Source organism: Trichocoleus sp. DQ-A3, assembly GCF_039961975.1.
In the GTDB taxonomy this organism is placed as follows: domain Bacteria; phylum Cyanobacteriota; class Cyanobacteriia; order Cyanobacteriales; family FACHB-T130; genus FACHB-T130.
Window position 1 is genome coordinate 23,707 of sequence record NZ_JAMPKC010000002.1, and the last position, 22,010, is coordinate 45,716.

General features: G+C 47.6%; 19 protein-coding genes and 1 pseudogene. 11 read left to right on the top strand and 9 right to left on the bottom strand.

The window, feature by feature from the left end; translation table 11 throughout:
* Positions 1 to 174: 174 nt before the first annotated feature.
* Positions 175 to 1,455, top strand: a complete 1,281-nt coding sequence (gene ftsZ / locus NDI44_RS03050) for a cell division protein FtsZ (RefSeq protein WP_190412850.1) — start codon at positions 175 to 177, stop codon at positions 1,453 to 1,455.
* Positions 1,456 to 1,467: 12 nt separating this feature from the next.
* Here the strand turns inward: ftsZ and NDI44_RS03055 are convergent, their stop codons facing one another.
* Positions 1,468 to 1,671: a hypothetical protein gene (locus NDI44_RS03055; RefSeq protein WP_190412312.1), complete on the bottom strand. Its 204-nt coding sequence runs from the start codon at positions 1,669 to 1,671 to the stop codon at positions 1,468 to 1,470.
* 302 nt (positions 1,672 to 1,973) lie between these two features.
* On the opposite strand from NDI44_RS03055, the gene thiD reads away from it, so the two are divergent.
* From thiD to NDI44_RS03070, 3 genes are all read left to right on the top strand, one after another.
* A complete protein-coding gene (gene thiD / locus NDI44_RS03060) occupies positions 1,974 to 2,801 on the top strand; it encodes a bifunctional hydroxymethylpyrimidine kinase/phosphomethylpyrimidine kinase (RefSeq protein WP_190412313.1) in 828 nt (275 codons plus the stop codon).
* Between the two features lie 153 nt (positions 2,802 to 2,954).
* Positions 2,955 to 3,584, top strand: a complete 630-nt coding sequence (locus tag NDI44_RS03065; protein ID WP_242037042.1) for a hypothetical protein — start codon at positions 2,955 to 2,957, stop codon at positions 3,582 to 3,584.
* Positions 3,585 to 3,938: 354 nt separating this feature from the next.
* Positions 3,939 to 4,277: a P-II family nitrogen regulator gene (locus tag NDI44_RS03070; RefSeq protein WP_190412314.1), complete on the top strand. Its 339-nt coding sequence runs from the start codon at positions 3,939 to 3,941 to the stop codon at positions 4,275 to 4,277.
* 162 nt (positions 4,278 to 4,439) lie between these two features.
* Here the strand turns inward: NDI44_RS03070 and rdgB are convergent, their stop codons facing one another.
* On the bottom strand, positions 4,440 to 5,021 hold the full coding sequence (gene rdgB, locus NDI44_RS03075; RefSeq protein ID WP_190412315.1) for an RdgB/HAM1 family non-canonical purine NTP pyrophosphatase: 582 nt from the start codon (positions 5,019 to 5,021) through the stop codon (positions 4,440 to 4,442).
* A 263-nt stretch (positions 5,022 to 5,284) separates the two neighbouring features.
* On the opposite strand from rdgB, the gene NDI44_RS03080 reads away from it, so the two are divergent.
* Positions 5,285 to 6,745, top strand: a complete 1,461-nt coding sequence (locus tag NDI44_RS03080) for a hypothetical protein (protein ID WP_199304821.1) — start codon at positions 5,285 to 5,287, stop codon at positions 6,743 to 6,745.
* Positions 6,746 to 7,255: 510 nt separating this feature from the next.
* Positions 7,256 to 8,056, top strand: a complete 801-nt coding sequence (locus NDI44_RS03085) for a hypothetical protein (RefSeq protein WP_190412316.1) — start codon at positions 7,256 to 7,258, stop codon at positions 8,054 to 8,056.
* Positions 8,057 to 8,442: 386 nt separating this feature from the next.
* Here NDI44_RS03085 and NDI44_RS03090 read toward each other — a convergent pair whose 3' ends face one another.
* The 4 genes from NDI44_RS03090 to NDI44_RS03105 all read right to left on the bottom strand — a co-directional run bounded on the left by NDI44_RS03090 (position 8,443) and on the right by NDI44_RS03105 (position 12,610).
* On the bottom strand, positions 8,443 to 9,153 hold the full coding sequence (locus NDI44_RS03090) for a DevA family ABC transporter ATP-binding protein (RefSeq protein WP_190412317.1): 711 nt from the start codon (positions 9,151 to 9,153) through the stop codon (positions 8,443 to 8,445).
* A gap of 51 nt (positions 9,154 to 9,204) precedes the next feature.
* Positions 9,205 to 10,410 (bottom strand): ABC transporter permease DevC, encoded by a 1,206-nt coding sequence (gene devC / locus NDI44_RS03095; RefSeq protein ID WP_190412318.1) that lies wholly within the window; start codon positions 10,408 to 10,410, stop codon positions 9,205 to 9,207.
* Between the two features lie 65 nt (positions 10,411 to 10,475).
* Complete coding sequence (locus tag NDI44_RS03100; RefSeq protein ID WP_190412319.1) at positions 10,476 to 11,792, bottom strand: ABC exporter membrane fusion protein; 1,317 nt, start codon at positions 11,790 to 11,792, stop codon at positions 10,476 to 10,478.
* A 77-nt stretch (positions 11,793 to 11,869) separates the two neighbouring features.
* On the bottom strand, positions 11,870 to 12,610 hold the full coding sequence (locus NDI44_RS03105; protein WP_190412320.1) for a phycocyanobilin:ferredoxin oxidoreductase: 741 nt from the start codon (positions 12,608 to 12,610) through the stop codon (positions 11,870 to 11,872).
* 131 nt (positions 12,611 to 12,741) lie between these two features.
* Between NDI44_RS03105 and NDI44_RS03110 the strand changes: the two genes are divergently transcribed.
* A complete protein-coding gene (locus NDI44_RS03110) occupies positions 12,742 to 14,160 on the top strand; it encodes a serine/threonine-protein kinase (RefSeq protein WP_190412321.1) in 1,419 nt (472 codons plus the stop codon).
* 40 nt (positions 14,161 to 14,200) lie between these two features.
* Complete coding sequence (tatA, locus tag NDI44_RS03115) at positions 14,201 to 14,377, top strand: twin-arginine translocase TatA/TatE family subunit (protein ID WP_190412322.1); 177 nt, start codon at positions 14,201 to 14,203, stop codon at positions 14,375 to 14,377.
* A gap of 53 nt (positions 14,378 to 14,430) precedes the next feature.
* Here the strand turns inward: tatA and cphA are convergent, their stop codons facing one another.
* Both cphA and NDI44_RS03125 read right to left on the bottom strand, forming a co-directional pair.
* Entirely contained in the window at positions 14,431 to 17,127 is a 2,697-nt protein-coding gene (cphA, locus tag NDI44_RS03120) for a cyanophycin synthetase (RefSeq protein ID WP_190412323.1), read from the bottom strand.
* 268 nt (positions 17,128 to 17,395) lie between these two features.
* Positions 17,396 to 18,247, bottom strand: a complete 852-nt coding sequence (locus tag NDI44_RS03125; protein WP_190412853.1) for a cyanophycinase — start codon at positions 18,245 to 18,247, stop codon at positions 17,396 to 17,398.
* Positions 18,248 to 18,676: 429 nt separating this feature from the next.
* Between NDI44_RS03125 and trmD the strand changes: the two are divergent.
* The 3 genes and pseudogenes from trmD to NDI44_RS03140 all read left to right on the top strand — a co-directional run.
* Positions 18,677 to 19,360, top strand: a pseudogene (trmD, locus tag NDI44_RS03130) (tRNA (guanosine(37)-N1)-methyltransferase TrmD); the annotation flags it as partial.
* Positions 19,361 to 19,387: 27 nt separating this feature from the next.
* Positions 19,388 to 19,975 carry a DUF1517 domain-containing protein gene (locus NDI44_RS03135; protein WP_242037064.1) on the top strand — a complete coding sequence of 196 codons (588 nt, stop codon included), beginning with the start codon at positions 19,388 to 19,390 and terminating at the stop codon, positions 19,973 to 19,975.
* Between the two features lie 116 nt (positions 19,976 to 20,091).
* The gene (locus NDI44_RS03140) at positions 20,092 to 21,342 is read left to right on the top strand and encodes a PQQ-binding-like beta-propeller repeat protein (RefSeq protein WP_190412325.1); all 1,251 of its coding nucleotides are present in this window, start codon (positions 20,092 to 20,094) and stop codon (positions 21,340 to 21,342) included.
* Here the strand turns inward: NDI44_RS03140 and NDI44_RS03145 are convergent.
* Positions 21,339 to 22,007: a hypothetical protein gene (locus NDI44_RS03145; RefSeq protein ID WP_190412326.1), complete on the bottom strand. Its 669-nt coding sequence runs from the start codon at positions 22,005 to 22,007 to the stop codon at positions 21,339 to 21,341. The genes NDI44_RS03140 and NDI44_RS03145 overlap by 4 nt on opposite strands.
* Between the last annotated feature and the right edge of the window lie 3 nt (positions 22,008 to 22,010).

Consider the following 22,010-nt stretch of genomic DNA (forward strand, 5'->3'; position numbering starts at 1 on the left):
TTTACGAATATCCTTCACCTTTTAGTAGGATCAGCCTTCAGACAGTTGACTCTAGACCTCTTCAAGAACGTCAATGCACTATGACTCTCATTGGTTTTAAGGGTCAACTTACCCTATAGTTGACTCATATCGCTACCTAAACTAAAAAGTTGTTTATTGACCCTTTCTATTGCAATGACGCTCAATAGTAAACCAGGGCTTGCCCACCAAAACTCAAATCCCTCAGGGAACGCAGGTCGTTCACCCGCAGTGGACGGCGCGAATCCTTTTAATAACACCGTGTTACATTTAGGCCATAATCACGATGCTAACGGAACACCCAGGGAAGAATCTAGGAGTGACAACATCGTGCTAGGTAGCGTCGCCAAAATTAAAGTCATTGGTGTTGGTGGGGGTGGGGGCAATGCGGTGAACCGCATGATTGCCAGTGATGTCAGTGGCGTAGAGTTTTGGTCAATCAATACTGATGCTCAATCGCTGTCTCACTCCTCGGCTGCTAAACGCTTGCAAATGGGACAGAAGTTAACGCGAGGTTTAGGTGCTGGAGGTAATCCTGCCATTGGTCAAAAGGCAGCGGAAGAATCGCGCGACGAGATCGCTCATGCCTTAGAAAATACCGATCTCGTATTTATTACCGCTGGGATGGGAGGCGGTACGGGTACGGGTGCAGCCCCGATTGTGGCAGAAGTTGCCAAAGAAATGGGAGCCTTAACGGTGGGCGTTGTCACTCGTCCTTTCACCTTTGAGGGACGCCGTCGCACTTCTCAGGCAGATGAAGGCATTGCCGCTTTGCAGGGTCGGGTAGATACGCTCATCGTCATCCCTAACGATAAGCTGCTGGCAGTGATTCCAGAAACCATGCCGGTTCAAGATGCTTTTCGAGTAGCAGATGATATCCTGCGTCAAGGTGTGCAAGGGATATCGGATATTATTACGATTCCCGGACTGGTCAATGTAGACTTTGCAGATGTCCGAGCCGTGATGGCAGATGCGGGATCGGCAATGATGGGGATTGGCGTGGGTTCTGGGAAATCGAGAGCCAGAGAAGCCGCCGTCGCCGCAATTTCCTCACCGTTGCTAGAGTCTTCGATTGAAGGAGCCAGAGGGGTTGTCTTTAACATTACCGGCGGTAGCGACCTGACGCTGCACGAAGTGAATGCCGCAGCCGAAACAATCTATGAAGTGGTCGATCCGAATGCGAATATCATTTTCGGGGCAGTGATCGATGACCGGATGCAAGGTGAGGTAAGAATTACCGTCATTGCGACTGGATTTAGCGGGGAAACTCAGTCTACACCGGCGGCGAGGGAGGCACGCACTTCCAGACAGCCACAGCGACCCATTGCACCGTCACCCGTTCCTCCTTCTACCCCCACGTTTGAGCCTAAACCTCAACAACAAGGTGGAGGATTGGATATTCCGGAATTTCTCCAAAGACGGCGTCCGCAACGCTAGAAGAATTAAAAATTAAAAATGGAACATTTCCTTTTTAATTTTTAATTGATGCGTGGGCAATCCAGCCTTAGTTAGCAGGGTGCGAAATTCTTCTAAACTTCCACGAAGCCGATTGAATTCGGTAGAAGTTCCGAATTCAATGATTACCTGTCCCAAAAGTGGGAAGACTTGACTGATTACAGGAGCGATCGCTACATCCATGCTCTCACGCCGCACGAATTTCCCCTCCTAAACTGGAAATCAGTGCGGCTCATCGTATATTTCCTCTGATTAGGTCTTTAGGCACATAACTCAGTTCTACTCGCTTCTCAAGGGCAGCATTGCAATAATTTGCCGATTCGTCGGCAAATTGTAAATTGAGCAGCACTCGATTTGCAGCAATTTGTAAAATCTAATCATTCAATTCAATTTAGATTGGGATTGGTTTCATCAAAATTTAGAGTAAAAGTAATTGTTAGTAGTCCTTAATTTGCGGGTATTAACTAATTACCCATTTCTCTTACCCATTCCTCATTCCTATGACCGTTAAAAACCCTTCAAGCGTACCTGTTGCTCTCACAATTGCCGGTTCAGATAGCGGCGGCGGTGCTGGCATTCAGGCCGATTTACGGACATTTGCCTTTCACTGCGTTCACGGCACCAGTGCCATTACTTGCGTGACAGCGCAGAATACGCTGGGAGTCACGCGGGTGGATGCTTTACCGACAGCAGCAATTGTCGCCCAGATTGAGGCTGTGGTGACGGATATTGGCGTCCAAGCAGCGAAAACGGGGATGTTGCTGAATGGGGAGATTATTGCGGCTGTAGCGCAAGCTGTGGAAGGTTTCAAACTGGACAAATTAGTCGTCGATCCCGTCATGGTATCGCGCACGGGTGCCCAGCTGATTGACAATAACGCTGTGGCAACGTTGCGGGATGTCTTAATCCCCAAAGCAGCGATTGTGACCCCCAACCGCTACGAAGCTCAATTACTGAGCGGATTGCCGATTCATAACTTGGATGATATGCGCTCTGCTGCCCAACGGATTTATCATTTGGGAGGTGGTGCGGCTGTATTAGTGAAAGGAGGCGGAATGGAGGGGAATCTACGCGGCATCGATATCTGGTTCGATGGGCACCATCTGGAAACCTTGAAAACCGCAACCGTAGAGACGACCAATACTCACGGCACAGGGTGTACGCTCAGTAGCGCGATCGCGGCTAATCTAGCCTTGGGCAAAGATCGGTGGTCTGCGGTTCAAAAAGCCAAAGATTATGTCACCACTGCTCTAAAATACGCTTTAGCCATTGGTCAGGGTCAAGGGCCAGTGGGACACTTTTTTCCCCTCCTACAATCGGAGAATTAAAACAATCGGAGAATACAAAGGTTATAGCAATGACACCGTAAAGATCGATTGGGGCACATTCCTAGTTGATTAAATAGCAAATTTGTTAAAAAATGGCTGTCAGAGTCGCCTCACTTTCCATTATTGTTGCCTTACCAAACTTAAACTAAATCCATGATGTCTAATCCCTCGACCCGCTCGCCAATGCAAAATGCTTATATTTCTGAGCAGACTCCCCAAATCCCAATGAATACCTACCGTCCCTCAGTGCCAATTTCGGTTTACAAAGAACTCTCAGCAGAGTTACAAACAGCGCAAGCGATGCTGGACTCGCTGAATTCCCAGAATCAGCAGTTAGCCAAAGAAAATCAACAGCTGCGCCAAGAAATCGAAAAAGTTGTTCAGTCAGCTTTGCACGCACAACAGGTAGTAACTTCGTTTCCCTCCGGGGGTCGAGTTGAAGTTCCCCCTCCCCCCATTGAACCGGAAATTCGGACTGGATCAAACGCAACACCTAAGCGGCGTCCTCCGCAGCCTCCTCGTCCTCCTCGTTCGGCTGCGATCGCTCCGCCAGTGGAAGTTCTACCTCCTCCCCCTCCCAAAGCGGAACCAGCACCATTACCTGATTTTTCAGAAAGCTTGGTAATCGAACAAGAAGAAGGTCGGTATCGTCGCCCAACTCAGCCAGAGCGTTCCGCAGATGTGAGTGGCTGGTGGTTAATCATCGTCATCTTTTTGATTGTGGCGACAGCGTTTGGCACTGGCTTTTTGATTGTGCGTCCGCTTTTGAATAATAGTCGTTGAGCTTGCTGGTTGACGGCTGAAAGATTAACTCTGCTAGGAGTCGGAAGAACCGGGTGCATCTGCCTGGAACAACCGCTTTGATACAAATGGGGAAAATATTGCCAAACCCGCGCATCTTCACTGTACTGTCTAGTCAACGATGTCTAGTTAACGAGTCAGCGATATCTAGAGAAACCTGTTAGTTAGGGTTGGCACAATGGATGCCTCTGGTAGGAGTGAAGAGCAATATGTATCATATAATACAAAAATCTTTGTTTGAGCAGTGATAAAACATAGCCGCCGCTTTACGAGTACCTTTGGTTGTACAAATTGATTGTACAGATCAAATCCAGAACGAACTGAGGAGTTAGAAGCTTGAAAAAAGTTGAAGCGATTATCCGGCCTTTTAAACTCGACGAAGTTAAAATTGCGCTAGTCAATGCGGGAATTGTGGGAATGACCGTTTCTGAAGTCCGAGGATTTGGGCGGCAGAAAGGTCAAACCGAACGTTATCGCGGTTCCGAGTACACGGTTGAGTTTCTGCAAAAACTTAAAGTAGAGATCGTTGTTGAAGACAGCCAGGTTGATATGGTGATTGAGAAAATCATTGCCGCTGCCCGAACGGGTGAAATCGGTGATGGTAAGATTTTTGTCAGCCCGGTAGAGCAGGTCATCAGAATTCGGACGGGGGAAAAGAATCTGGAAGCTGTCTAAGTCAGGACTGAGGACTGAGGGCTGAGGACTGAGGACTGAGGGCTGAGGACTGAGGACTGAGTCATCAAGGTTAGAGGTCAGGAGTCATTAAAAATCAGAAATTAGAATTTTTGGCGATCGCAAAATTCTGATTTCTGGTTACTGGACTTCTAACTTCTGGACTTAACCCTCAGTCTTTAAAGTCTGTAGCTGGGGTAAGAGAATTTTAAAAGCTTGACCGCGATGGCTCCACTGGCGCTTCAACTCAGGAGTCATTTCCGCAAAGGTCATTTGCTCTTTGGGAACGTAAAAAATTGGATCGTAGCCGAATCCTCCCGTACCGCGAGGGGCGTGGAGAATTTCGCCGCGGCAAACTCCTTCGGCTTGCAGGGCGATCGCGCCATCGGGACGAGCGATCGCGATCGCACAAACAAATTGCGCTTCCCGATTCAGTTCGTTGCCGAGTTCATTCAACAGGCGTTCAATTCGATCGGGGTCGGTTTTGCCGTAACGCGCGGAATAAATACCGGGTGCACCCTCTAAGGCGTCTACTTCCAAGCCAGAATCATCCGCGATCGCCCACTCTCCAGTCGCCTGTGCCACCTGGGATGCCTTCAGACAAGCGTTAGCCATGAAGGTGTCACCCGACTCCTCAATCTCCAGTTTCTCTGGCTTCAGGGTCAGTTCCCAGCCAAATCCGCTTAAATATGTCTGCATCTCTCGCAGCTTACCTGGATTTCCCGTAGCGACTACCAACACAGTCATCGCGATCGCTCCCTTGCTGAAATAAATAAACGCCTACACGATTATAGAAACCTGTTTTTGCAGAAGTTAAATTTTTTGGCTGGCGATCGCTATCTGGAAACTTCTAAAAAATCACCCATTCAGGTGAACTAAACAGCGGAACTAACTCGCACGATAGCAGCGTCAAGCTTCTTATCTGCTATATGCATTCGATGAGCGTTGGAGTGCCGCTCGTCTCACCTAACACGCTCTCCGCTTGCCAAAACAACTCTATTGAGGTTTCTATGAGACAGATTTTCAAAAATCACTCCAAACCCGTAAACTCTGGTAAAACAGTTCACCAATCCGATCGGGTTTTTGCCGCTTTAGTTCTAACTGGCATCTTGTCTTTAGGCGCAGGTCTGACACTGTTACAAACCGCATTTGCTGCCCCAGCCGGACTTTCTGAGTCTATCACCAGACTGGTTAAGGTTAAAGACCAGAAAGTTGGGCAAAATCTTGACCGTAAGCAAGCTAATCGCTTACCGCCTCGGATTGCTAACGCTGTTCGTCAAGATTTGTCGCGTCAAACTGGCATCGCTCCAGGAAAGCTCAAAATTACTCAGTTTAGTCAGGAAACTTGGAACGATGGCTGTTTAGGACTTCCGAAATCGGGTGAATTTTGTACTCAAGCATTAGTTCCCGGTTGGCGTGTTGTCGTGTCTAGCAATAACAAAACTTGGGTCTATCGCACCAATTCTACAGGGCAAGTTTTACGTCAAGAAAAGTCGAATACTCCTGGCAGTAACATCCCCGGAAACTTCCCCAAATCTGTTGCCAATGCTGTGATTTCTGATGCCTCCACGCAGCTGGGTTTGCCGGTAAACCAGATTCGCGTCGTCCAGGCCGAACAGAAGACTTGGCCTGATGCGTGTCTAGGGATTTACGCACCTGATATTTTGTGTGCGCCAGCGACAGTAGAAGGGTGGCAGGTGACGGTAGAAGCAAGCGGAAAACGCTTGGTCTATCGCACGAATGCAGCTGGTTCTGTCGTGAAGGTGGATCAACTCGCGAGTTTGCCGAATTCCGTTCGAGATGCAGTCTTAAGGGAAGCTTCCAGACAGTTCAAAGTGCCCACTACCGAACTCAGCATCGTTCAAGCTCAACAGTACAATTGGGATAGCTGTCTGGGTTTGGGCGGTATTAACGAGAGTTGTCTTACTAATGCAATACCTGGGTGGCAGGTAACTGTACAAAGCAAGCTACAACTGTTGGTTTATCACACCAACAGCGATGGTTCCATTATTAAGTTCAATCAAGCAGCAAGTAAACTAAGCGATGCTGGCATCCTCAAGCCAATGCCAATCCCGACTAGCGAACTACCACCATCCTTAGATAAAAATGTGGTGTTTCGAGCGATCGCCAGTGGCGGTTTTGCTGGCAGAACCTACGAAACTGTTTTATTGAATGACGGAAGCTTGATGCGGGTTCGCATCGGCGATGCTAATGACTCCGAACGTAGCGTTCTCCGCATTCCTGTGCAACAGGTACGACAGTTTCAGCAATTGCTAGAACAGCAGCAATTTGCCCAATTTAAGAACCTGAGTTACCCAGCACCCAGTGGTGCTGCCGATCACATCACCTACACCCTTAGCAGCCGCAAGGGTACAGTTCGCTACACCGAGATTAATCAAGGGAGTTTGCCTGCACCTTTAGAGAAGGTGATCCAAACCTGGAATCAGCTTGGCAGCAGCGCCCAAAGATAAGATCGGGCAGAATCTAGATACTCTCATTCTTAGCCAATAGGGAAAGCAGCCCCAGTCTGGGGCTGCTTTCCCTATTAGCTGATATCTTGCCAGTGAAGCAACTGAATAACACAGGGATTGCTGTTTGGCGATCGCTAAACAATTCCGGCTACGGATCCTTGAGGAAGGTGTTTTGGCGATCGCGACGACTTTTCAAGGGTTTCAAGAGTTTTAGAGAGTCTTGCCAATCGGTATTTTTGCAAAAGCTCCCCTGAGCGCACTTCACACCCAACAATGAAAGTCTCTGTAGTTTTGCCTAGTCCGCGCGATCGCGCCGTTGCGCTAACAGCACGTTAAAGTCAGCTCTAATGAAGTGTGATTTGGGTCTAAACTAAGAGTCGAGCCGCTTTCCGAAAAAGGATTTGACAGAATTTCACACTTGATTATTTATCTTTCATACTTTTTACTTTGTAATTTCTGCTTTTTTGGGCATCCTGAAAATAGACATGAATTTTTTTTAGGCTAGCGACTATGTCCACTCCGTTCCTTATTGTAGATTTGCGATTGGCTCAAACCCCTGCCAAGAAGGCTCAACCTAAAGCCCCTGCCAAAAAAACTCAAACCGCCCAACCAGCAGCCGCAGCCGCCAACGCTCAACCCGCGCCCATCTGGATGTACACCTCCGGAGGACTGCTGTTACTTCTCATTGCTGGGGCAGTATTTGTCAAGCTTAAAAAGGATGAGATGGCAAAGAAAGCCAAGATCCAGGATTTTAAAGTCAAAGACCTCCAGAAAAAGTTAAAGTTGGCGCTTGACTCTATTCATAGAATGGAAAGCAATCCTGACTTGGTTAACTCACGCGAATTCAACCTGGATTACCTCAGAATGCGAATGGATGAAGAGGTATTTCACTTTGCCATTGTTAATCAAATCAAAGTCAGAGTAAAAGACTTAATCACTATCGCCCTGCGTCCTACCCAAGCATCACAAGCCTCAGTGGGCATTGCCAGTACAGCGGGACGCCAAGTTGATGAGATTTTTGATGTCATTTATGAGACGGGAGAGGGGACGAAGCGCTCTAAGCGGGTGCTTTTCCGCATTCAAATCAAGTTAATGAAATTACCTACCCAAGCGACTTCTGCTACGATTAGCCAAATTATTGATTGTATTGAAACATTCCTCAGTCCAGCGGAAGACCACGATACTTGGCAACCCACAATTCAGGGTCGTCTTGCAAAACTACAATGGGATCAAAAAGCCAAACCGACACCTTTATTGGTCCTAGAACAATTAAGTGAAGGTGGCAATGTCACTATTCGCACGAAGCGCTAGGATGTTGAGAAATAAGTTCTTTTCCATCAGCAACCAGGGTGGATTCTGCTTAGTTATTCTTTAGTGACATCTTGCTCCGGGCAGTTGAAACCGCACAGCGATAGGAAGCACGCAAACGAAACCTGCCGAGAGCAGGTTACAAAACCCTTGTTTTCGGTTAGTCCGCGCTTTTAGATTTGGAATGCAATCGTCCCAGAATTCTATTCTGAGAGCTTGATGCAAGATATGAGCTTAGTTACAATCATCTCTAAACAAAAGGCTTTCTTGAAGTGTAAATGGAAAATGAAAAGATTGCCTTTTGTAGAATGAGCCATTCGCCAAAAACTATGTAGTGTATCAAGAGAAATCAACCCACTTCAATCGGATTTTTCACTCAGAAATCTGACTTAAGCAGGCGTTTTTTCGGAAATAACTGTATCGCGAACTAGACGCCCATCTTCCATGTGAATAATTCGGTCGGCAACATCTAAAATACGATTGTCGTGAGTTACCATCAAAATCGTACATCCTTGTTCCTTTGCCAATCGCTGCATCAGCTCGACAACATCGCGCCCGGACTTACTATCTAAAGCAGCCGTGGGTTCGTCAGCTAATACTAATTTAGGATGACTCACTAAAGCACGCGCGATCGCTACCCGTTGTTTTTGTCCCCCAGAAAGATTTTCCGGGTAGTAATTTACGCGATCGCCTAACCCCACCGCTTCCAACATCGCGGCTGACCTGGTTGCAGCTTCCTGTGACGGAATATCCCGATGCAGTTCCACCGACATTTGTACATTCTGTCGCGCTGTTAGGCACTTCAGCAAATTGTGAGCTTGAAAAATATAGCCTATGTGCCGCCGTACCTGCACCATTTGGCTTTTAGAAGCTCCAATTAGTTCTTGTCCTAATACTTTCAGGCTACCTTCTTGAGGAGACCTTAAACTGCCCATTAAAGTCAATAATGTAGTTTTTCCTGACCCTGATGGCCCAGTCATGATTGTAATTTCTCCCGGCTGCATTTCCAGATTTATATCAAATAAAATCTGTTTTCTGAGCGAACCTTTGCCAAAGTAATAATTGAGATTTTTAATTGCAACAATCGGTTCTTGCAGCATAATTTTTCAATTTCATTAAAATTAGCAACTAGCTATGTTAAAAAATACTATTTAAAAAATATCAGCGGGGTCGGCAGCTCGGAGCTTACGGACTGCGATCGCACCTGAAATCAAGCACATAAAAATAGTTAAAAGCAACACTACGGTTGCTCGAACAACAGTCATTGCAATCGGTAAATTTGTACCGCCTTTTATAAAAATATAAAGCCCTGACGCTAACGAAAAGCCAGGAATATAACCTAAAACTGATAAAATTAAAGCTTCCTGAAAAACAACAATTAGTAAGTATAAATCCGTATAGCCTATCGCTTTTAACGTAGCATATTCAGCTAGATGATCGGCAACATCAGTGTATAGGATTTGGTAGACAATAACTGTACCAACAACAAATCCCATTAAGGTTCCTAAACCAAAAATGAATCCAATTGATGTACTGGTTTGCCAATATGTCTTTTCAAACTCAATAAATTCTTCATGGGACAAAATTTGTACATCTGTACAATCTTTATCCATATTTTTTAAGTCTTGGCATTTCGCATCATTCTTCTTTAAATTAAAGGACTCCTTCATATTTTGAATAACTTGACTTACATCCGCACCGGCTTCTAAATTAACCACTCCAATATCAATCAATCCTCTCTGTCGTCTAGGGAACATCCGAAAAAAGTTCAAATCGCTCGTTATCAGATTACCATCGGCTCCAAATGATGCGCCTAGCGTGAATAAGCCTTGTACTTTGACGCGACGGCTTTCTACTTCTGTTTCAACAGTTTTTCCCTGCTTAAACCAATCACCAACTGCCCCAAATTCTGGACGAGACGCTTCATCAAATAAAACAACATCTGGAAGTTTAATTTTATCTCGGTTATTTTTAACTTCGGGTAAATTTAGAATTTCTGCTGCGGGATTAAATCCAATTACCATCAATTGGCGAGTGCGGCGATTTTCTGGATTTTTCCACAAGCCAAAGCCAAGATATACTGGACTGACCGATTTTACTCCGTCAAAGCTGAGAGCTTGATACAGTCGCCGCTGTGGGAAACTTTTCATGGCAATCAAAGCCGTGGACTGGGAACTGACCAAAAAAACGTCCCCCTGCATATTTTCATGCAAGCTTACGGAGCTTTGAAAAAGGGCATCGCGAAACCCTAACTGCACAAACATCAAAATGTCAGCAAAACCAATACCGGCAAGTGCCACCAGCAGCCGCATTTTTTCACGGGTAAGCTGTAACCAGGCTAGAGGAATTTTTGGCATGATTCTACAAAACTTGTTGGCAAGGGGCTAATGGCTAATTGTTCAAAAGCCATTAGCAAAAATAGCTAAATATGAATTTTGACGGTAACTTTAGAGTTAGTTAAACCGGCAACGCGGCGGCTGGACTCTGCATTTAGGCGAATTTTTACTTCCACCACTCTGGCATCTACATCTGCGGCTGGATCGGTATTTAAAATATCTTTTTTCCCAATTTGCAAGCCAATCTGATTGACCGTTCCTTTGAGTTCATCGGCAAAAGCATTGCCCTCGCTGTTAATCGTCGCTTGCTGCCCTAGCCGCACTTTTCCGATATCACTTTCATAGATTTCTGCGACAGCAACCATCAAATCGGTTTGCCCAATTTCGACGATTCCATTATTACCAATGGTTTCTCCAGGACGGGTATGAACTTTCAAAACTTGACCAGCAACGGGTACGCGGACATAGGCTGATTCCAAGTCGGCTTGCGCTTGTTTGACGGATGCGATCGCGTTCTCAATTTCGGCTTGTGCTGCTTGGACATCGACGGGGCGAATTTCCGCAATTTTTTCTAACGTCGCTTTGGCTTCGTTAATTTGCTGTTCTAAAGTGGCGATTGTCTCTTTAGCAGTGGCTTTGGCTTCGTTAATTTGCTGTTCCAGGGTAGCTACTTTCTGGTTAGCAGTGGCTTGAGTTTCGTTGAGTTGCCGAAGTGCCGTTTCTACTTCTAAGCGCTTGGTGTCAAAGAGAGAAGCTCCAACTGCACCTTGTTGATATAGCTGCTCATAGCGCTCAAACTCCTTTTTCGCATTATCCATCTGGGCAGTCAGGCGGGCAATCTTGGCAACAGACGCATTTTTTTCCCCTTGCAGTTCGGCTTCTAAGCGAGCTACCGTCGCCTGTTGAGTGGCAATTTTCCCGCGTAACTCCTCTTGAGTACGAGCGAGCGCTGCCTTCTGAGCGGTAATTTCCCCGGTTTGCGCTCCAGCCTTAACTTTATTGAGATCGGCTTGGGCGACTTTGACTTGTTGTTTTGCCTTGTCCAAAGCTGCTTGTAAGCGATCGCGATTGTCGAGAATTGCCACCACTTGACCTTTTGTGACCTTATCTCCCTCACCGACCAAAAGTTGATCCACGCGAGCAGCGCCCTGAACCGACATAGGAGCAGAGAGTTTGATCACTTCCCCTTGCGGTTCCAGACGCCCCAAGGCAGTCACAGCAAGCTTAGGAGGCGTACTCGGCTCTACTGCTGGCACCGGCTGCTGAGCAGCCTCTCGCAAGGCATAGAGGTTGTAAACGGTAACGCCGCTGGTTGCTAAAGCACCAGCCACGACAACCGCGATCGCCCACCGCCCTACAGGTTTTACGAATGGTTGATTCTTGGAGCCAGATTCCTGTGCCATAGCCTCTAAGGAAATTATTTTTATTAATTAATCTTAAGAGGTAGGCATCAATCTGGCGAGGGAATCTTACTAGCAGATTAAGCACTCGGTAAGTCAAACAGAACTGTCGTCATATAATGTTCTGCCCACTCCTCGCCAAAAGCTTTTTCTAGCACTCGACGGGTTTTGTCGTTTTGCTGCTGTTGGGTGCAGTAGTTGCGTTGACCCTGCAAAATTTCAGCTTGCTGTTCGGCAGAAACGGGTTTGGCGGCTTTGGCATTAACACAATGAATGTCTAAAAACGCCTCGACGCGAGAGAGAAACTGGGTTTCTTCCTCTGGATTACTGGGTCGAATAAAGATGCAGAATTCTGAAAAGATTGCGCCCCAAGCGGGTAGTTCGCGCGGTTGGGAAAATTGAAGGGCTGGTAGCGCCTGAAGTTCAGCGGTATAGTTTGCCGGTAAGGTACGGTCGCTGCTTGTAGGAGAAAGATCTGCGATCGCGGCACTAATCTGTCCCCGTCCCCCGACTAAATCGCAGCCAAACATTGGCAGCGCGTATTCTGGACGCGGAAACATCACGCAATGCAAAATATCCAGCATTGTGCCGACTTTTGCCAATTCCAGGTGCATTTTGCGGAACTGCGGCGACTGGTAGCAGCGATTTTCAATCGTTAGCTTTTCACCTTCTAATCGCCCTTCCACATACCCCAACTCTTCTGGCAGGTGGTAGGGAGAAAGGTCGAGATGGCGGTGCCAAACTGCCTCGATAGTGTCCGCTAAATTGCGAATCAGAGGGTGTTGTTGTTCGCGTAGGGAAGGCTTAGAAGTTTCGAGCATTTTTTTAAAATTTGTTTTCTTTAGCGTACAAGAATCCAGTAATAAAGGCAGGTAGGTTAAGGATATCAGCTTGCCACCCGCGATAACCCAGAGTTATAACAACAGCTAATAGCTAGGGGCAGGCGATAAGTATGAAGGGTGAAGTCTTTGGCGATCGCTACCAAATCGAACAACAGCTTGGAAAAGGCGCTGGAAGACGCACACTCCTAGCGCGTGACCAAAAAACGCAACAATTAGTAATAATCAAACTATTGACTTTTGGCAGTGATTTTGAGTGGGAGGAGCTTAAGTTATTTGAACGGGAAGCGGAAACTTTAAAATCTTTGACACATCCGGCGATTCCGCGCTACCTGGATTATTTTGAGCTAAATTCACCGAACTACAAAGGATTTGCCCTCGTCCAAACCTACGTGGAAGGGAAATCTCTAGAGGAACATCTCAAAGGAGGAAGAACTTTCAGCGAAGCAGATATCAAGCAAATTACCACTGCAATTTTAGAAATTCTCAACTATTTGCATAGTCGTCAACCTCCAGTTATCCACCGAGATATTAAACCCAGCAATATTTTATTAACCAATCGTTCTGGTAATAATGTTGGCGAAGTTTATTTAGTTGATTTTGGGGCGGTGCAGACTCTCGCCGCCAAGGAAGGCGGGACAATTACAGTTGTGGGAACTTATGGTTATATGCCGCCGGAACAATTTGGCGGACGTGCAGTTCCCGCATCCGATATTTACAGTTTAGGCGCAACTTTAATTTATCTGGCAACAGGTCAACATCCTGCTGATTTCCCTCAAACAGATAACTTGCAAATTGAATTTGAAAAAACTGCCAATCTCAGTCCTGTTTTAATCAATTGGTTAAAGCGGATGACACATCCCAGCTTAAATCGACGCTTGGCTTCTGCTAGTGAAGCACTACAAGCATTAAAACAAGAACATCCAACAGCAGATAGCTTTCCTCTAGTTGTCAAGAAACCAACTGGTAGCAAAATTTCACTGACTAAAAATGCAGATTTTATTAAAATTAGTATCCCTCCGAAGGGACTTACTGCTTCTACGATAGGGTTGTGCTTTTTTGCGATCGCTTGGAATTCATTCATCTTCGTGTGGACAAGCTCTGTCCTATTTGCACCACTAGGCTTCAACTTGTTTATGGTGTTGTTTTCACTACCCTTTTGGTTTGCTGGCGTGAGTATGATCTGGCAGATTCTCTTTGCGTTATTTGGACGATCGCAGCTTTATAGCAATCAAAAGCAAATTTCACTGACATGGGAAATATTTGGATTTAAATTCCATCGTCCTCGTCCAGCATTGAGACAGGATATTAACAGGTTGGTATACATCCCGAAACACCATAAAAAAGACTCAGAAGGAAACCGGGTTGATGTTCCAGGCAAAATCATTATTGAGGCAGGATTAAGGCAGTATGAACTTAACGCTGAGAGTGGCGGCATCCATGAAGCGGAACTCGAATGGTTAACCCAAGAACTTAGCGAATGGTTAGAAATACCCATTACAAGAGATTATCTTCCTCCAGCCGCTCGATAGTCTCCTATAGTTGATTGTGGATAGTTCGCAGGAAACGGGTATGTTTGGTTTAGGATGGCCTGAAGTGGGAGTAATCGCGATCGCAGCAATTTTAATTTTCGGTCCCAAGAAGATTCCCGAACTGGGAAGTTCGCTGGGTAAGACTTTACGCGGCTTCAAGGACGGAGTAAGGGGCGTGGACGAGGAACCATCAGATGAAAATCAAGACCTCAAATAACGGGTAGGGACACGGCATTGCCGTGTCCCTACAAATACATAACTGATGAGCGTTTAAAGGGTCTGGGCTACAGACGCCTTCAAGCTATTTTGATTTTCTATCGACGGTGCAACCGGCTGATGTCCGTTTTCCCCTTGAGGACGACGCGCCTCAATTAAGCTAATCGCACGGGTGACGCTTTCCGGCAAAATGACCACCAAACTGCCTTCTGGTGCTTGCCCCAGCGCCGTATTTATGGCGGTCGTCTCATCCAGAATGGTTTCATAGCGGGAATCTGGCTTTTCTTGCTGAATTCCCTGAGAGATTAAGGCAGCTGCCTCACCGCGAGGTCGCCCCCGCGTATCATCATCTTCCTTGATGATGATGCGGTCAAACATATTAGCCGAGAGTATGCCCAGAGTAACGAAATCTTCGTCGCGGCGATCGCCAGGGCCACCCACCACACCAATTCTCTCACCAGGCCAGTTGCGGACAAAACCACCTAACGCCTCATAGCTGGCTGCATTGTGAGCATAATCGATCAGAGCATTATATTTGCCCATCTCGAACATATTCATCCGTCCTGGTGTCTGAGCGGTTGAAGCGCGGAACGTATTTAAGCCCTGACGAATTTCCTCAATCTTCACCCCTTCCGCAAAAGCCGCCAAACTCGCCGCTAGCGCGTTGGCAATCTGAAAAGGTGCCCGTGCCCCCATCGTCAGCGGCACATTCACCGCTTGTTCAATCCGTAGTACCCAATCTCCCTTCAAAATCGACAAATAGCCATTTTCATAAGCCGCTGCCAAACCGCCCCGACGGGTATGTTCTCGCACCAGCTCATTTTCTGGATTCATGGTGAAATAAGCCACTTGTCCCTGCACCCGCCGCGCCATCGCTGCTACCAAGGGATCGTCGGCGTTCAGGACGGCATAGCCTTCTGGCATCACCGCTTCCACCACGACGCTCTTGAGATGAGCCATATCTTCGATCGTTTCAATATCCCCAATTCCCAGGTGGTCGGCAGCCACGTTTAAGACGACACCCACATCAGAGGCACTGAAAGCTAAACCAGAGCGGAGAATCCCCCCCCGCGCGGTTTCTAGCACCGCCACTTCTACCGTGGGATCGGAAAGAATCAGCTGGGCACTTTGAGGGCCGGTGTTATCCCCCGGTTCCACCATATAATCCCCAATGTAAGTGCCATCGGTGGTAGTGTAGCCAATCGTTTTCCCCGTCTGCTTGAAGATGTGGGCAATTAGACGAGTCGTTGTTGTTTTACCGTTGGTGCCAGTAATGGAAATGATGGGAACGCGAGTGGGCGCTCCAGGCGGAAAGAGCATATCTAGCACTGGGGCAGCTACATTTCGCGGCAAACCCTGGCTGGGACAAACGTGCATCCGGAATCCAGGGGCGGCGTTCACCTCAACAATCACCCCATCCATTTCTCGCAAGGGTTTGCTGATATCGGATGTCACCACATCAATTCCAGCAATATCCAACCCGATAATCTTGGCGACTCGTTCGCAAAGCCAGATATTTTCGGGATGAATTTCGTCAGTCCGGTCAACAGCAATCCCGCCAGTGCTGAGGTTGGCGGTTGCCCGCAGATAACAAATCTCTCCGGCAGGTAGCACGGTCTCTAGGGTATACCCCTGCCGTTGCAATAGCGTGAAGGTGGTGCGATCTACTTCAATTTTGGTGAGGATGTTATCGTGCCCTTCACCCCGATGGGGATCGCTATTGGTTAGCTCAATCAATTGCTCGATGCTGGATGTGCCATCTCCTACCACATGGGCGGGGACTCGTTCCGCAACTGCCACCAATTTGCCGTTGACCACCAATACTCGGTGGTCGCTTCCAGTATAGTAGCGTTCAACAATCACCGAGCGAGTTTTAGAAGCGCTCTTGGCAGCATCATAGGCTTCTTCTGCTTGTTGGAAGTCGGTGATATTGATAGTAATGCCCCGTCCGTGGTTGCCGTCGAGGGGCTTGAGGACGATTGGGTATCCCCCCACCTCTTGAATGGCGTCTTCAAGTTCGTCCAGGTAGTGAATTACCGTGCCGCGCGGAACCGGCACCCCGGCTTGGCGCAACATTTTTTTGGTGCCTTCTTTGTCGGAGGCAAGTTCGACACCCAAAATGCTAGAGTGGTTGCTCAAAGTTGCCTGCATCCGCTTCTGGTAGACGCCATACCCTATCTGAATCATGGCGCGAACGCTTAAAGGCATCCAGGGAATTCCCCGCGCTTCGGCTTCTTTGACAATGGTTTCGGTGCTGGGACCGAGGGCAGCAGCCCGTGCGAAATCCCTCAGGTCTTTAAGATCCTGTGCTAACTCCTGGGCGGAGTAGGTGCCGGTGTCTACAATACTCTGACAAAGGCGCACGGCGGCTCTGGAGGCATAGCGACCGGCTTGTTCATCGTGGTACTCAATGACCACCTGGTAAATGCCTGGGGTGGCTGTTTCGCGGGTACGACCAAAGCCAGCTGGCATCCCAGCGAGTTCCTGGAGTTCTAGGGCAACGTGTTCGATGATGTGTCCCATCATCGTGCCTTCTTTGACTCGGCTCAAGAAACCACCTCGACAGCCAGGGGAACAGAAGTGTTCTTCCAGACTTGGTAGCACCTGAATTAATCCCTCGTAGAAGCCAGGAATCTGATTGGATGGCTTTTCTGCAAGTTCTTCTAAATCTAGGCGCATGACGACCAATTTTTGCCGTCGAATACTCCAGTAGTTGGGACCCCGTAATGTCTGGATTTTTAAAATTCTCATGGCTACTTTTGCGGGTGATTCAGAGGATGTGGGCTGTCGAATCGCGGGTAGGGACGAAGATGCAAGCGATTTCACATCTGCTGCTTTTAAGAGAAAACTTTGCCAGAAAGGCTTCGCCCTTACTGAATCCGCTGCTACTTTAAGCAATTCCCTAGTTTCCAGCTTTAAAAAGTCACTAGACTGTTCTCCACGAACAGTTTTTTGCCAAAAAGGCAATCATGACAAGTTTTAAATTTGGAATTGAAGTACCGCTAGTAATATTCACTCATCAGCCATCGGGTAGCAGGATGACTCGCTGGTGTAAATGGTAGCGATCGCCATAACTAAGAATATGCAACCGTAGATTGAAAATACTAATCGGATCGGTTGCTCCCACTAAAGATTGATTGGTGTGAGATATCTCCCCAGGATCGACGATAGACACGGTGCCTTTACCGACTACCTGTAAAAGACCATCCGCTTCCACTAAGGCGCAGGTATCTTCGTCAATCCCGATCCCTAATTTGTCTGGATGAGCCGAAATCGCACTAATTAGACGCGCCATGCGATTGCGATTGTGAAAGTGTTGATCTACGATCACATCCGGTAAAATCCCTAACCCTAGCGTCATATCAACTAGGGAACGATTGGGAGACTCGCCGCTACCGCCTCCCGCAATCATATGATGTCCCATCACCGCCGCTCCTGCACTGGTTCCTGCCAGCGTAATCTCTCCCAGTTGCGCGCGGTATCGGACTCTTTCCATAAATGGCGTCTCGCCAAGCAGTCCACAGAGTCGCAGTTGATCGCCTCCAGTCATGAAAACCCCTGTACACTCTTCAATGTACTCCTGCATCAAGGGATCGTAACTCTGCTCCCGTTCGCGGATATCTAATACTTTCACTACTTTCGCACCCATTTCTTGAAAGATGGTGAGGTAGCGATCGCCAATCACCGCAGGTTCTCTGGATGCTGACGGAATAATCGCAATGCAGGCATCAGTCGAGCCAGCACGATTAAAAAAGGTTTGTAATATCTCTCGTCCGTGAACTTTGTCTTCCGCACCGCCGATCACCATGATGGCGGTTTTCGTTGATTGGGGCATCCTCTGTACTAAGGATTGAGGTTCTAACTGCAGCATCATGTTGCTCTTGAGCATAGGGTGATATCGAATACTATCGTTCTGCCAGTTGATAGGAATGCCAATTTATCCTGATGCATGGTTCTTGCTCAACTCTCTCTAACCCCCTTGCTCACCAGGACAATCCCTACTTTCACGCTTGTCAATCGTCTCAATTTCCTTATCAATCTTTACTGGCAGGCGTTCCATCAACATCACCAAACAATTTAATTGTTTTTCTAGGTTGTTGAGTAACAAACGTTACAGATCGCCCCTAGTTTGTCGCTTTTGGGCTTAATCCTATATGCATAATGCCAGATCGAGTCAACTTTTTTTATAAAATATTTAACATTATCTTGCGATTAGGGATACCGGGTAGTGGGTAATCGGTAGGAATTCGTAGGGAATGGGTAAAATCAACCTACTACTTAACTATCACCGACTTCTGCTGTGCGATTTGATATTGTTACTCTTTTTCCAGATTTTTTCTCCTCTCCTCTGAGTTCGGGACTGTTAGGGAAAGCTTTAGCCAAACAGATTGCTTCCGTGCATCTGATCGATCCCCGTAACTTTGCCACCGATAAACACCGCCGCGTGGATGATGAGCCTTACGGCGGCGGAGTAGGGATGTTGATGAAGCCAGAGCCGATATTTGGTGCTGTGGAGTCACTGCCAGTTCTAGCCAGACGCGAGACGATCCTGATGACGCCGCAGGGAGAACCGATGAAGCAACCGCTGTTTCGAGAATTGGCAGCCAATTATGACCAATTGGTAATTATTTGCGGTCATTATGAAGGTGTCGATGAGCGGGTGCTGAATTTGGTGACACGGGAGGTATCTTTAGGGGATTTTGTCTTGACTTGTGGAGAAATCCCGGCGCTGGCACTACTCAACGGCACCATTCGCCTACTACCGGGAACGGTGGGGAAGGAAGAGTCTTTAAAAGCAGAAAGTTTCGAGGCGGGGTTGTTAGATTATCCTCAATACACCCGTCCTGCTGACTTTCGCGGGTGGAAGGTGCCGGATGTTTTACTATCGGGGAATCATGCGGAGATTGAACGCTGGCGGCGAGACAGACAAATCGAGAGAACGCGCGATCGCCGTCCCGATTTATTTGCTGCTTGGTTGCAAGATTCCAGTTCTAACCAAAAACCAAAAACCATGAATCAGAATGAGCTTGAAAATGATATCGTCACCGTTAGCACACTACAGATAGCGCTAACAGCCCAAGCTGGTACGATTCAATCAAAATTGTCTGAATTAAGTCTTACGGCTAATACTCAAACCCAGGAAGGGTTGATGCAGCTACTACAAGCATCTGTGCAAGCACTGCTAGAAAATTCCGAATGCTGGACTCATGTGTTGGGGAGTTCACAGACAGTTTCTAGTCGGGAGGAAGCTGAAACAGTCTTCAACAAACTTTCGTTACAAGAACGTAGCAAATTTACGGCTGAAACCCTCTCTAACGTAGATGGCAAAGTTACCCAGCAACAAGTTGAACTCGATCCAGATGAAGAACAACCTGCATACATCGTCGTAACATTGCTAATCGGCACGGCTGACGATCAGCCGTTATTTGAAAACCTCAATTCTGCACATACTGTAAAGCTTGCTTTAGAGAAAGTTACAGCCATCAGCCTCGACTATCTAATGGTGTTTGAACTACTCTGGAGTCCTCAGGTAGAAACTGATGCACTTACTCAAGAGGAACTTTTGAGCGAGTACCGTGACCTGGTAGAGATCGCTTAATCTCAAGTTTTACAACTGACTGCTTGCAGGCTAAAAAGCTTAAATTATGGAGAAAATCAGCCGGGTTTAGTCTGTTCCAAATTATGATTTTCTCAGGTTGAAGTGGAGTCGTCCCGGTGTTAAAAAAGCTTTTCAAATATGTACTGGTAGGTGTAGTGCTGGTGCTGGGCTACCACGCGATCGCTTCTGCCATTAGTGCGGCATCGACTCGTCAGCCTGTGTGGTCAGTAAACCTACACGCTAGTACGGCACCAATCGCAACAGAGAACCGATTGCTGGTGCCAACGGGGAATACAAAGCCCTCAGCACTTCAATCACTCGATCCGGCAACCGGGAAGGTGCAATGGCGGAGCCAGCAGCCGATTGGCAGGGTGTTTGCTATAGAGGGTAATACTATCTATGCCAGCGATTTCGGGCTACTGCCACTAGTTGACGATCCCAAAAACCTGGTGACGCTTGATGCCAACACAGGCAAGACAAAAGCAGTATTGCCACTTGACAATTCAGACTTTGCGGGAATGATTGGAGTATCTCAGGGAGCCTTCATTCTCAACAGCTATGTCAGACAGGGAGTAGAGAGCGATCGCAACGAAATTTCTGCCCGTACTCCAGATAAACTGCTCTGGAAGTTTGTCACCCCCAAAGACAGTATGGTTTCTACCTTTGAGAGTGTGGACTCCAAATCGCCTGTGGTTCAAAATGGGGTAGTGTTTTTGCCCATCTTAGTTAATCCCAGTACACCCCAAAGAGGATACCAACTCACCGGATTGGATGCCGCTACAGGCAAAGTCCTCTGGACTTGGAACACCTCAGCTGAGCTAACGGATGTCACAGTTTTAGGAGACACTGTATATCCGGCAGTGTATAGCAAAGACCGTACAGGAAAGGAACCTGGTTGGGTCAAGGCACTCGATTTAAAAACGGGCAAGGAACGCTGGACTCATACGATGCGGGGCGGTGAAGCCAAGCTAGCGAGCGATCGCGAAGTCTTCATTTGGGATGGTGATGCCAAGACGAGTACGCGATTTGTCGTTTTGGATCGGCAGACTGGGGCTATGCTTCGGCAATTTACCTTATCTCGCCAGGATCGGCAAGAACCCAGACCCATCGCTCTGGCAGACAATATTATTTACACGGCTGATATGGAAATCGAAGGTGTCAGCGCTCTTGGTTTCTATGGTTCAGCAAAGAACCATAGTCGGGTGAATGCCTTCGATGCCACAAGCGGACAGGTGCTTTGGCACACCCCGACACTCCGTGAAAGCCATATTTATCGATTTGTTCTGAATGGCGATCGCTTGTTCTTAAGCAGTAACGGGCTAGAAAACAATGTCCAGAGTGTTGTGCAGTCCTTTTCTACTCGCTAGAACCGCTGACGCAAACTCCAGACCAGAAACCCGCCTGAGATCGCAGCGTAAAGCACAACGCTGACAGATGCGATCGCCCAAAAGAATGGATTCCAAGCACTCTGGCTGACATCAATCCCCATCGGGCCGACAAACCTTTGCAGCACATCGATACCAATACTACTTGCGATCGCGCCAACACCACTGATTAGCACCCACCAACCTGCTTGCGGCACTTTTGTTCTCAGCACCAGCCACTGTGCTACCCCCAGCAAGATGCCGTAGATACCATCAAACAAAAACTGAGGCAGCACGGACATCGTGGGCATCATGCCACCTATCAAGCCGGAAGCTGGGGGCATAAGAGTCACTGCCCATAGCCCGTTGATTACCGCTAGGGCGATCGCACTTCCCAAACTGGTTGCCAGCACCCAGGAGCGAATAGATGGGAGCCACTGCCTTAAAACCAGCCATTGAGCAGTTCCACCTAAAGCACCGCCGATCAATCTAAATACGATGAGGATTAACAAAAGGCTAGTGCTACCCCCAGTGAATCCTCCCCCTGTCGCTGATGCAACCACTCCGGCAACTCCGTCCACAATGATTTGCAGCAGTTTAGCCACGACACAGGCAACTAACCATTGCCACAAAAGTTTCTTCCATGCCAAAGATTTGTCTATCGTCACGCT